This window comes from Methylobacterium sp. WL64 (assembly GCF_008039945.1).
In the GTDB taxonomy this organism is placed as follows: Bacteria; Pseudomonadota; Alphaproteobacteria; order Rhizobiales; family Beijerinckiaceae; genus Methylobacterium.
Genome location: NZ_VRVA01000011.1, coordinates 1 through 11,737, shown reverse-complemented (window position 1 = coordinate 11,737; position 11,737 = coordinate 1). Strand labels below are relative to the sequence as shown.

The window sequence follows — 11,737 nt, the reverse complement described above, 5'->3', positions numbered from 1 at the left end:
CGAAAACCGGATACCGGCGGGGGTCGATGAGGGCTATACTTCAAAAGGATACGAGCCCACGAGGCGGCCGCGCGATCGATAGGCCAAGCCGGACGGGTCCGGTCGTCCACCGGCCCGGTCGAGGCTCCGCACACGGAGAAGCCGCATGAGGGTCGCCTGCGTCGGGGAGTGCATGGTCGAGTTGTCGGAGCGGCCGGATGGGAGCCTGGTCCGCGGTTTCGGCGGCGACACGCTCAACACCGCGCTCTACCTCGCCCGCCTCGGCGTGACGGTGGATTACGTCACCGCCCTGGGAGATGACACCTGGAGCGACGCGATGGTGGAAGCCTGGGGCCGCGAGGGTATCGGCCTCGAGCGGGTCCGCCGCCTGCCGGGCCGGATGCCGGGGCTCTACATCATCCGCACTGACGACGCGGGCGAACGCAGCTTCCATTACTGGCGCGACAGCGCCGCCGCGCGGGACCTGTTCTCGGAACCGGGCGCGGCCGAGACGCGTGCCGCCCTGGAGTCCGACGACCTCGTCTACGTCTCCGGGATCAGCCTGTCGCTCTACGGCGAGGCCGGCCGCGCCGCCCTGGCCGAGACCCTGGCGACCCTGCGCGCCCGGGGCGGACGGGTCGCGTTCGATACCAATTACCGGCCCCGCGGCTGGCCGGACCGGGACGTGGCTCGGGCGGCGTTCCGCCAGGCCCTGGCGCAGGCGGACCTGATCTTCGCCTCGGTGGAGGACCTGGACTGGCTGTTCGGCGAGGCGGGGGAAGAGGAGGTGCTGCGCTACCGTGGCCGTGCCGAGATCGTGCTCAAGACCGCGGACGGCTCGGTCCCGGTCGCCCGGGTGCTGGACGGGACGTCTGACACGAACGTGCCGGCCGGCCCGGTGGACCGGGTGGTCGACACGACGGCCGCGGGCGACAGCTTCGCGGCTGGCTACCTCGCGGCACGCATTGCCGGGCTGCCCCCGGAGGCCTCCGCCGCCGAGGCGCACCGCCTAGCAGGCGCCGTGATCGGGCATCGCGGCGCGGTGATCCCCCGGGACGCGATGCCAGCACCCGCTATCCGACGTCCCCGTCCGAGCGGTAGCGGCGAGGTTGCAGCGGCAGACCCGTAGCCCGCCGCCCCGCCTCACTGCGCGGCCGACTTGGCGGTGCTGGCCGTGGCGTGTCCAGCCTCCGGCTTGGGCGCGGCAGCCGCTTTCGGCACCGTGGTCACGTCGATCGTATCGAAGCGTACGCCGTCCTCGACCTGCTTCAGCGCAACGTTGGCCTGGTAATACTGACCGTCGGCGATCAGCTTGGCGGCCTGATCGACGTCCTGGGTGGTCTTGACCAGCGGCACCACCGCCATGGTGAAATCGACATCGACGCCGGCAAGCTTGAGCCGATCGACCGCGCCGGTTCGATCTCCGGCCCGCAGCTTGTGGTTGGCTTCGTCGATCGCGGCGGACTGATCCTTGGTGCGGGCCACGAAGTCGTCGGCCAGGACCAGTTGCGCGTCGACCGGCAACCACGTGACCGATTCGGTCGCGCGCGCGGTCCCGGCCTTCGCCGGCGGCGTGTCCTTGGCGCCCGCTTGCCCCATCGCGGCGTCGCCCGCCGGGGCACCCCCTGCCATCGTGGCCGCCGTGCGCATGCCGGACGGCGGCTTGAGGTCGGCTTCGGCCTTCGTGAAGGCGGTGGAATCGGTCTTGGACTTCTCCAGTGCGGATTGGGCGTGGCTGACGAACATCCGCGCTTGCTCGGGCTTCGCCTCGTAGATCGCGAGCCGCGCCAGGTGGACGTCGCGATAGGCGTCGATGCCGTCGGTCGACAGCTTGCCGGCCTCCGCGGCGGCCTGCTTCTGCAGCGCGCCGGTCACGTGCGGTGCCGTGCGGTCCGGCTGCGCAGCTTGGTCGGCGGCCGCGGCCGCGCCGGCGAGCAAGGTCGATGCGGCCAGGGCAGCCGCCAGCGTCTTCAGTCTGGTCATGTCAGGATTCCGGTCTGGCCCGGTGGGCGTCGGCGGCCGGCGTCGGTCGTCTTCAGCGCGCCGTCGGGACTGCCGGAACAACCGCCTGCCGGGGGCGGCCGTTGCGTGAAATTTCGGTCATGGCTCGGCCACCGGACGGTCAGGCGGCGAGGCCGCACGCGGCTATCGCCCTTGAGGCGGACAAGCGCAGCCGCTACCTGTGCCTTCGGGGGACCGATCGCCCCCAGGCAGGATCGCCGCAGGTCGAGCGGCCGAGAGGGCACCCGTGGCGCCGAGTTCCCCGCCGATTCAGGCTCCCGAGCCCGACGCATCCGCGCCCGGCCCCGCCACCCCGAAGACGCGCGTCAGCGCGCGGGGGCGGCTGCGCACCTATTTCCTCACCGGCATCATCGTGGCCGGACCGCTGGCGATCACCGCCTACATCACGTGGTGGTTCATCGCGCTGATCGATTCCTTCGTGAAGCCGCTGGTGCCGGCGAACTACCTGCCGGACCATTACCTGCCGTTCTCGATCCCCGGCCTCGGCCTTGTCATCGCGTTCCTGGCGGTGACGCTGCTGGGCTTCCTCACGGCGAACCTAGTCGGTCGCTCGGTGATCGAGTTCGGCGAGGTGCTGCTGGCCCGCACCCCGGTGATCTCCGGCCTGTACAAGGGCCTGCGCCAGATCTTCGAGACCCTGTTCTCGGCCAACGGCACCTCGTTCCGCACGGTCGGCTTGGTCGAGTTCCCGGTGAAGGGCACGTGGTCGGTGGTGTTCCTGTCGGCTCCGGCCTCCCCGGAGGTCGAGGGCGCGCTGCAGGCCCGGAACGCCGCCGGCGCCGACGAGATGGTCGGGGTGTTCCTGCCCTGCGCGCCCAACCCGACCACGGGCTTCTTCTTCTACCTGCCGCGCTCGGCGGTGGTGGAACTGCATATCAGTGTCGACGACGCGGCCAAGCTGGTGATGTCGGCGGGCGTGATCCAGCCGGAGGACCCGCAGGGACGGCTTCATGCCATGGCGGCGTCCCTGCGGACGGCGCAGCAGGCAGGCGACCCGGCGGCCCACCGGGAGCCGCAGGACGCGTGAGGCCCAACCGAAAGGGCCGCCCCGCACGCGCGGGCCGGCCCTGAAATCCGTCGCTCATTCTGAGATCGTGTGACTCAGCGCTGCAGCGAAGCCGTCTGCGGCGCGATGGTCGGCGGCGTGGCCTGGGCGACCGTGACGGCGCTGCGGGTCGGAGTCGGGGCCCAACCGGTGGCGCACTGCATGGTCAGGGCCAAGCCCAGCGCGATGCAGATCCCGTTGGCAGCGAGCCAGAACGGACGCGCGGCCCGCCGCACGGCAGCCTGCAGATCCTCCGACGTCTTCGTCACCGCTGCGACGGCACCGTCCGAGATCGGCAACAACCAGGGCTCGGTCGGCAAGGCTTGGATACCGGCCATCTCGTGGGAGCCCGGCAGGTTTTGGAACAGTCCGTTCGACATGTCCGTCCTCCAGATTCGTCCGTGATGTCCCGGCTTACCGGGCCATTCGTTCATCTACAGTTAAGGGACGATTGTGGCTGATGCAAGGTCAAGGCGCATGTCTACGCGATCTCCCGCCGCCGTGAGGCCGGCCCCGGCCCGCCCGCAGCTCAGCACAAGTCCTTCTGAAACAGAGATTTTCTCCGCATTACGTGCTCCGCGTGCATCAGCAGGCGGTTTCGTGCGGTTTGTTCCCGGGCGTGCAGGGCCAAGGTGGCGTTTTCCTGAACGGCGGGCTTTCCTGAACGCGCCGTTCAGGAAAGCCACGTCCCACCCGGGCCGTTCAGCCGGCCCCGATCAATCGGATCGCGGCATCGCGCTCGAACAGGTAGAGCAGCACCCGCAGCGCCTGGCCGCGCGGGCTCCTCAGGCCGGGATCGCGCTCGACGATCATCCGGGCGTCGTCCCGGGCAGCCACGAGCAGGTCGCCGTCGCTCTCGAGCCGGGCCAGCCGGAACGCGGCGAGGCCCGACTGGCGGGTGCCGAGCACCTCGCCTTCGCCGCGCAGCTTCAGGTCGGCCTCGGCGATGCGGAAGCCGTCCTCGCTGTCGCGCATCATCTCGAGCCGGGCCCGCGCCACCTGCCCAAGCGGCCCGCGGTAGAGCAGCAGGCAGGACGACGCCTTGGAGCCGCGCCCGACCCGGCCCCGGAGCTGGTGCAGCTGTGCCAGGCCGAACCGTTCGGCATGCTCGATCACCATGATGGTCGCCTCGGGCACGTCGACCCCGACCTCCACCACCGTGGTCGAGACCAGGACCTTGGTGTCCCCAGCGGCGAACCGGGCCATGCCGGCGTCCTTCTCGGGCCCAGGCATCTTGCCGTGGATCAGCCCGACCGCGTCGCCGAAATGCTGTTTCAGGTCGTCGAAGCGCTCGGCCGCGGCGGCGAGGTCGATGAACTCGGATTCCTCCACGAGCGGGCAGATCCAGTAGACCCGCTCCCCCGTGGCGATCGCCCGGGCGAGCCCCGCCACGACCTCGTCGATCCGCTCGGTCGGCAGGGTGATGGTGCGGATCGGCTGGCGGCCGGCGGGCTTCTCGTCGAGGACCGAGACGTCCATGTCGCCGAAGAAGGTCAGCGCCAGCGTGCGCGGGATCGGCGTCGCGGTCATGACCAGGAAGTCCACCGCCTCGCCCTTGGCGCCGAGCGCCAGGCGCTGGTGCACGCCGAACCGGTGCTGTTCATCCACGACGGCGAGACCGAGGTCCCGGAACGTCACCGCCTCCTGGAACAGCGCGTGGGTGCCGACCAGGATGTCGATCTCGCCCGCCGCGAGGGCGGCGAGCGTGCTCTTGCGCTCGGCGGCCCGGTCGCGGCCGGTCATCAGGCGCAGCCGTAGGGAGCCGGCCAGCGGCTGGAGCCGGTCGAAATGCTGCCGGGCCAGGATCTCCGTGGGCGCCATCAGGGCGGCCTGCCGCCCGGCCTCCACGGCCGACGCCATGGCCAGCAGGGCCACCGCGGTCTTGCCCGAGCCGACATCGCCCTGGAGCAGGCGCAGCATCCGGCGCGGGGCGGCGAGATCCTCGCGGATCTCCACCACCGCCCGGGCCTGGGCGCCGGTGAGCGCGAAGGGCAGGGCGGCCCGGATGCGCCCGCTCAGCGCCCCGTCGCCGGCGTTGACCCGGCCGGCCTTGCGCCGCTGGCGGGCCCGCATCAGGGCGAGCGCCAGCTGCGAGGCGAGCAATTCGTCGTAGGACAGCCGCCGCCGTGCGGGGGTGGCCGGCGGCGGCTGGAGCGGATCCTCGGCCTTCGGCAGCGGCTCGTCGGGGCGGTGCTCCACGCGGAGCGCATCCGCGAAGGCGGGCAGGCGGTTCTTCTCCAGCCAGGCCGGATCCTGCCATTCGGGCAGCGTCGGCAGGCGATCGAGGGCCGCCACCGCGAGCTTGTTGATCGCCCGGGAGGTCAGCCCCTCCGTGGCGCCGTAGATCGGCTCGACGGCGGGCAGCTCGGCCAAGCCCGCCTCGTCCACGATGCGGGACGGGTGGACCATCTGGCGGGTGCCGTCCCACAGGTCGATCCGGCCGGTGATGTAGCGATGCGCACCCAGCGGCAGCATCTTCTCCACCCGGGCGCGGGGCATGCCGAAGAACACCAGGGAGATGTCGCCGGTGGAATCCTCCACCAGCACCCGGTGCGGGCGCTTGCCCGATCCGATCTGGGCCGGACGGTGGGCCACCACGGTGACCCCGACGGTCACCGGCTCGCCCACGGGCGCCTCGCTGACCGAGCCCATCAGCCGGCGCGGGACGCCGCCCTGGGGCAGGTGGAACAGCAGGTCCACGATCCGGGCCTCCCGCTCAGGCGTGCCGAGCAGCTTCTCGATCAGCGGCGCCATCTTGGGACCGACGCCCGGCAGGGCGCGGGCCGGGGCGAACAGGGGATCGAGGATGCTCGGACGCAGCAGCGGCGCGCGGACGCCCTCCGGCGCCTCCGCGGCGTCGGGGTCGTTCACGGCCGCATCCCGGGGGGCGGCGTCCTGAGGCGCGCGTGCATCTGTCATGGTGGCTCGGCGGACATCGTGCCGGAGCCGCCTTATCATCCGGTGCATGCCGGCGCGCCAGTGCGGCGCAAGGCACGGGCGCACGGGCGCATGGCACCTGGGCTCACGGCACACGCGTTCGCGACACGGAGGCGACCCACTCGCATGGCGACGGATTTTCTGCCGGGCTTCGACCGGCACCGGATCGAGACCGCACCCGGCGTGACGATCCACGCGCGCTCGGCCGGCTCGGGGCCGCCGGTGCTGCTGCTGCACGGCCACCCGCAGACGCTGTCGACCTGGCTGCACGTCGCCCCGCGCCTGGCCGAGCGCCGCACCATCGTGGCGATGGACCTGCGTGGCTACGGCGATTCGGACAAGCCCCCGGGCGGCGAGCGCCACGCCGCCTACGCCAAGCGCGCCATGGCGGCGGACGCAGTGGCGGTGATGCGGGCGCTCGGCCACGACCGGTTCGCTGTGGTCGGCCACGACCGCGGCGGCCGTGTCGCCCACCGCTTGGCCCTGGACCATCCGGAGCGGGTCGAGCGCCTGGCCCTGTTCGACATCGCCCCCACGGCGACGATGTACGCCCGCACCGACAAGGCCTTCGCGACGCGCTATTTCTGGTGGTTCTTCTTCATCCAGCCGCATCCGCTTCCCGAAACCCTGATCGGCGCGGACCCGGAATACTTCCTGCGCCACCACGTCGAGGGCCAGTCCAAGACCTCCGGCTCGACCCCGCCGGACCTCTTTTCGGAATACCTGCGCTGCTACAGTGACCCGGCCTGCCGCCACGCGATCTGCGAGGATTACCGGGCGGCGGCAGGCATCGACCTGGAGCACGACGCGGCCGATTCGGAGGCGCGGATCACGGCGCCGCTGCTCGCCCTCTGGGGGGCGCGGGGCGTGGTCGGCCAGACCTACGACGTGCTGGAGACCTGGCGCGAGAAGGCCACAGCCGTCTCGGGCCGGGCGCTCGATTGCGGGCATACCCTGCAGGAGGAGCGGCCCGAGGAGGTGTTCTCGGAGCTGTCGGCGTTCCTCGGGTGAAACGGCGCGCTCGGACGAAGCGAAGACGCAGCGCTCAGGACACCGGCACGCTCTGCACGCTCAGTTCGCAACCGAGCGCCCGGTAGGCAGCGTCGAACTGTGCCGTTCGGGTCTGATGATCGAGCCGGAACAGCCGGTCGACGCTCTCCCGGTTCCAGCCGAGCTGGCGCTGCAGCTCGGCGCGCGTGATGCCTTTGCTCCGCAGCATCCGGTACAGCATCACCTTGAGGTCGGTCTGCAATGGCAGCTTGACCCAAGCCCTGATGATGCGTCCATCCCAGGTGTCGGGAGCCTCGTCGGCCTCCACTCGCGCCGGTGCGGGTATGTCCACACCGCGCGCGATGCGCGCCGCCAGGGCTTCCTCAAGGGCACCTAAGCCGTTCATCGGAAGGGCGGCCGGATCCTCGACATACGTGGTGATCTCGGGAAAGGCCGCACAGGTGGCGAGATACGTCCCGTTGTCGTCGGGTTCGAGATCGAAGATGTAGCCAGTCACTTGAGATCCAACGGCTTAAGGATGCGGTTGACGAGCCCCGTGCCGAGCTCCTTCCGGCCGCCATGCATCGGGATCTGCGACACCCGATCGCCACGCCGGACCGTGAGATGGCCCGAGCCGCCCGTGTGGTTCTCGAACGTGCATCCCTTCGCGGCGAGGAGCCTGCGGAGTTCGCTCGCGTTCGTGCGGATATCGGACGTCCGACAGGTTCGTGGAAGTCCACAGAAATGTAGACCCCCGGCCTCACGTCAACGTTGTTCTGCGAACGGAGACTCACCGGGCAGGCCAATCGCTCGGTGGGCTGCGGCGCCGTGGCGGCGCCGGCCGGGATTGGCAGGGTGACTGCAAGACTCAGATAGGATCTGTCCCATAGGGACGAATCGGCCGAGACCGCCGATGCGACCCGGATCATGGGCGCAGGCGGTTCAAAGGATCGCGTCGGGCAGCATGTCAGAAGTGGCGAATATACCTTTCGACGTCGCCGTGGTGGGCGCGGGAGCCGCGGGGCTCGCCGCCGCGCTGGCGAGCGCCCAGGCCGGCATCCGGACCGCCCTGGTCGGCCGGCACGCCCCCGTGGCGGACGGGCGCACCGTGGCGCTGCTGGACGGGTCGGTGCGCTTCCTGGAGGCGCTGGGCGCCTGGGAGGCGGTGGCGCCGCAGGCCAGCCCGCTCTGCACCCTGCAGATCATCGACGACACCGGCAGCCTGTTCCGGCCGCCGCCGGTGCGCTTCCAGGCCGCCGAGATCGGGCTGGACGCCTTCGGGTGGAACGTCGAGAGCGCCCGCCTGGTCGAGAGCCTGCGCATCCGGGCCCGCGCCCAAGAGAATCTCACCCTGGTCGAGGCGGATGCGGCCGGCGCCGCCCCCGGCGAGGCGGTCTCGCGCCTGACCCTGGCGGATGGCGGCACGGTCGCGGCGCGTCTGGTGGTGGGTGCCGACGGGGCGCGCTCCCCGCTCCGGGCCGCCAGCGGCGTGCGCGTGCGCGACTGGACCTATCCGCAGAGCGCCATCACCACGATCCTGGCGCATGACCGCCCGCACCGGGACGTTTCCACCGAGTTCCACACCCGCTCCGGCCCGTTCACCCTGGTGCCGCTGCCGGGCGGCCACCGGTCGAGCCTCGTCTGGGTCACCGCGGAGAGCGCCGCGCGGCGCCTCGCGGCCCTGGACGACGCCGCCCTCGGCCAGGCGGTGGAGCGCCAGGCCCGGGCGATGCTCGGCGCGATGCGGATCGACGGCCCCCGGGGCCTCGTGCCGATGCGCGGCCTGTCCGTGTCGAGCCCGGTGGCGCAGCGGCTGGCGCTCGTCGGCGAGGCAGCCCACGTCTTCCCGCCGATCGGCGCACAGGGGCTGAACCTCGGCCTGCGCGACGCGGCCGCCCTGCGCGACCTGCTGGTCGCCGCCTCCCGGGACGGCCGCGACCCCGGCGGCCGGCCGGTACTCGACGGCTACGCCCGGAGCCGCCGCCTCGACGCGGCGGCCCGCACGGCCGCGGTCGACCTCCTGAACCGAAGCCTGCTCACCGACCTCGTTCCGGTCGACGCGCTGCGGGGCCTGGGACTGCTGGCGATGTCGCATCTCGGTCCGCTCCGGCGGATCGTAATGCGCGAGGGCGTGCTGCCGCGGCTCGGCGCGCCGGAACTGATGCGCGGCGCGCGCTGAGCGCGCTTCCAATCGCCGCCGATGACGCGCCGTGGGCCCTTGGCCGAATCGGACACGATCGTCCGGGCAGATCGTCCAAGGCCGTCATGGCGCGCAGCGCAGCGACCCAGTGCTGCGCTGCACTCCGGGACGGCGCGCGACCTAAGGTTGCCTCGCGGCACCCGCTAGGGCGGCGGAGCTTTGAACGAAAACTTATCGCTTAGAGGTCGGGCTGGGCGGCCACGTAGGCGCCGAGACGGGTGGCGAGGTCGACCGGGCCGCCGGCCCGGCCCTCGGCCGCGTCGCCGATCAGGAGGACCGGGATGCCGCGGTCCCGCAGTTGCGCGCGCAGGCGTGCGGCGCGGCGGGCGTAGGCCGGGTCCCGACGGGTCGGGGCCTGGAGCAGCACCGCCGCGGGGCGGGCGATCACGGCCAGGACATCGTCTGCCGCCTCCATCGAGGCGGTGACGCTCGCGTAGCCGAGGTTGGCCAGCTCGCCCGAAAGGGACCGGTCCACGGCGCGAACACCGTCATCGACCACGAGCACTTGTTGCAGCGCACCCATAGGCTTGAGCGGTACCTCATGAAGCGTGGCTTGGGAAGATAGCCAGAACCACAATCCGAAGCGAAACCCGCGAAGAAGCGGATCGGATCCGTCCGGTTGTGTGCGCGTGCGAGATTATCCGTCGTGCCTGAGCGCTGGATGAACCGAATGCCGTCCGCCGGTCAGGCGGTCTCGACACCGGTCACGGTCCCGCCGGCCGAGACCGGCCGGTAGCCCGAGTTCCGCCAATCCTGGGGGTCCAGGTCGGGAACGCCGCCACGGGGGAGGGGCGCCGCCGCGCAGGCCAAGCCGCGATAAACCAGGCCCCGATAAACCGGGCCGCGATCGAGGAATGCGAGATCGAGGAGCGCTCGGGGCAGGGGCGCCCGCTCCGGATGGGCCAGTGTCGCGGCGAGGTCGCGGCCGCCCGGTCGCGTGAGGACTACGTCTTCGTCGAACACCAGCGAATCGAGGCGGCGCGGGCCGGCCGATTCGGCGACGGGGCCCGGGATCAGGTGCGTGGGCGCCCGGTGGACCACGTGGAGGGCCCGCACGGTCCAGGGCAGGGGCAGGGCGGCGAGCGCCGCCTCGATCAGGGACGGGACCACGAGGCGCGTCGGCACCGGCCGCATCAGGCCGGCCCGGAACCCCGCCTCGTCGAAGGGAATCACGGTCTCGAGGCTGGCCCCGGCCGCCAGCGCCGCGCCGAGGCCGGTGACCAGTCCGCGCAGGTCGTGGGCCGGCAGGAGCGTCAGGATCCGCTCGTCCGCCGTCACCGGCAGCACGTCGAGGTGGACGTCGATCGCCGCGGCGAGCGCTGCCGCGCTGCGGTAGACCGGCCGGGTCGGGTCGGCCGCCGCGAAGATCACGAGGCCGCGGCTCGCGACCGGCTCGACGACCCCGCGCTCCAGAGCCATCGCGTCGAGGCTGATCACGCCGTCCGGGACGCCCGGCCCGAAGGCGGCGAGGTAGCGCAGGCCGAAATGGCCCATGGCCGCCTGGGCGAGGTCCTCGGCCGGACGGCGCGCACCGCGGCGGCCCTCCGTCAGCACCGCGACCAGGCCGGCGGACGCGATCCCGGCCGAGAGCTGCCCGGCATCCCAGAGGGCGGGCATCGGGCAGGGCAGGTGGCCGGCCGCCTCGACGGCCAGGTGGGCGAGGGCCGATTCGGCGCCGCCGGAGAACCACAGGCCGACCCGGCTGCCCGCGGGCAGCCGCCAGGCGCCGATCCCGCGCGCGAGCCGGCCGACGATCTCCGCCGCCGCCGCGTAGGTCCAGGTGATCGGCGGGCGCCCGCACCACGCCGCCCGGTCCCCCGAATCACGCAGGGCCGTGCGCTGCGGGCCGGACCGAGCCGCCGCGAACAGGCTGGCGGACAGCCCGCCGGACCGCGCGGACGCGTCCGGCGCGGCGTCGGCCGTCCTCTCCGCCACCGCGAACGCGCTCAATCCGACCCCCGCTCAAACCGCAGATCCATCCGCATGGTCGGCCGGCCATGGTTAACCCGCGCCTAAGATGCGCTCACTTGAAATCGGCTCGCTTGGGCGAGGCTGTCGCCAGCCCTTGGGCGAGGCTGTCGCCGCGCCACACGTCCGGATCACGGTGGCGCGTGGGGGCCGTGCACGCGGGCGCGGCCAACGTCGCGCTTGCGGCCGGGGAGGCAGGAGCCTATCGGAGGCCGCTGCGGCACGACGCGCTCCGAGGGCGCTCGATGCCGTGGTGTCATGCCTTCGCCTCATTCGGAGGGGACAGGCAGGCCGCCCGGTCGCTGGGGCGGGCGATGCGCGCATGAGGCGCCCATCCTCGCCCGATGGTCGGACCGATTCATCCGGAGCCCCGGGAGGCACGCCACGGCGGTGCGTGCCCGGGCGGTCCGGCGGACCAGCCCGTCAGGCCGGCTCCGCATTCCGCAAGCCACACCACGTTTCTTCAAAGGGGTCAGAGCCGATGTCCTTCACCCGCCCCGCGACGCTGGCACGCGCCGCCCTCCTCGGCCTTGCGGGCCTCGGCCTCGCGGCCGCCCCGGCGCTGTCCCAGGCGAAGAAGCCCGCGGCCCCCGCGC

General features: G+C 72.3%; 11 protein-coding genes. 4 read left to right on the top strand and 7 right to left on the bottom strand.

Annotated elements, in window-relative coordinates; genetic code table 11:
- Positions 1-145 precede the first annotated feature (145 nt).
- Positions 146-1,108, top strand: coding sequence for a sugar kinase (locus tag FV242_RS08080; protein WP_147938572.1), 963 nt, complete (start codon positions 146-148; stop codon positions 1,106-1,108).
- A gap of 14 nt (positions 1,109-1,122) precedes the next feature.
- Here the strand turns inward: FV242_RS08080 and FV242_RS08075 are convergent, their stop codons facing one another.
- A complete protein-coding gene (locus FV242_RS08075) occupies positions 1,123-1,962 on the bottom strand; it encodes a YfdX family protein (RefSeq protein ID WP_147938571.1) in 840 nt (279 codons plus the stop codon).
- Between the two features lie 265 nt (positions 1,963-2,227).
- Here FV242_RS08075 and FV242_RS08070 point away from each other — a divergent pair, with 265 nt between their 5' ends.
- Positions 2,228-3,028 carry a DUF502 domain-containing protein gene (locus tag FV242_RS08070; RefSeq protein WP_147938570.1) on the top strand — a complete coding sequence of 267 codons (801 nt, stop codon included), beginning with the start codon at positions 2,228-2,230 and terminating at the stop codon, positions 3,026-3,028.
- Between the two features lie 74 nt (positions 3,029-3,102).
- On the opposite strand, the gene FV242_RS08065 is transcribed toward FV242_RS08070, so the two are convergent.
- Together FV242_RS08065 and recG are read right to left on the bottom strand one after the other, a co-directional pair.
- A complete protein-coding gene (locus FV242_RS08065) occupies positions 3,103-3,426 on the bottom strand; it encodes a hypothetical protein (protein ID WP_147938569.1) in 324 nt (107 codons plus the stop codon).
- 322 nt (positions 3,427-3,748) lie between these two features.
- The gene (gene recG / locus FV242_RS08060; RefSeq protein WP_246692635.1) at positions 3,749-5,965 is read right to left on the bottom strand and encodes an ATP-dependent DNA helicase RecG; all 2,217 of its coding nucleotides are present in this window, start codon (positions 5,963-5,965) and stop codon (positions 3,749-3,751) included.
- A gap of 144 nt (positions 5,966-6,109) precedes the next feature.
- Here recG and FV242_RS08055 point away from each other — a divergent pair, with 144 nt between their 5' ends.
- Positions 6,110-6,994, top strand: a complete 885-nt coding sequence (locus tag FV242_RS08055) for an alpha/beta fold hydrolase (RefSeq protein ID WP_147938568.1) — start codon at positions 6,110-6,112, stop codon at positions 6,992-6,994.
- A 34-nt stretch (positions 6,995-7,028) separates the two neighbouring features.
- Here the strand turns inward: FV242_RS08055 and FV242_RS08050 are convergent, their stop codons facing one another.
- Both FV242_RS08050 and FV242_RS08045 read right to left on the bottom strand, forming a co-directional pair.
- A complete protein-coding gene (locus FV242_RS08050; RefSeq protein WP_147938567.1) occupies positions 7,029-7,490 on the bottom strand; it encodes a type II toxin-antitoxin system HicB family antitoxin in 462 nt (153 codons plus the stop codon).
- Positions 7,487-7,681, bottom strand: a complete 195-nt coding sequence (locus tag FV242_RS08045) for a type II toxin-antitoxin system HicA family toxin (protein WP_147938635.1) — start codon at positions 7,679-7,681, stop codon at positions 7,487-7,489. The genes FV242_RS08050 and FV242_RS08045 overlap by 4 nt, the downstream gene beginning before the upstream one ends.
- A gap of 256 nt (positions 7,682-7,937) precedes the next feature.
- Here FV242_RS08045 and FV242_RS08040 point away from each other — a divergent pair, with 256 nt between their 5' ends.
- The gene (locus FV242_RS08040; protein WP_147938566.1) at positions 7,938-9,152 is read left to right on the top strand and encodes a UbiH/UbiF family hydroxylase; all 1,215 of its coding nucleotides are present in this window, start codon (positions 7,938-7,940) and stop codon (positions 9,150-9,152) included.
- A gap of 199 nt (positions 9,153-9,351) precedes the next feature.
- Here FV242_RS08040 and FV242_RS08035 read toward each other — a convergent pair whose 3' ends face one another.
- Both FV242_RS08035 and FV242_RS08030 read right to left on the bottom strand, forming a co-directional pair.
- Positions 9,352-9,696, bottom strand: a complete 345-nt coding sequence (locus FV242_RS08035) for a hypothetical protein (RefSeq protein WP_147899101.1) — start codon at positions 9,694-9,696, stop codon at positions 9,352-9,354.
- Between the two features lie 161 nt (positions 9,697-9,857).
- The gene (locus tag FV242_RS08030) at positions 9,858-11,108 is read right to left on the bottom strand and encodes an AMP-binding protein (protein WP_147938565.1); all 1,251 of its coding nucleotides are present in this window, start codon (positions 11,106-11,108) and stop codon (positions 9,858-9,860) included.
- Positions 11,109-11,737 lie beyond the last annotated feature (629 nt).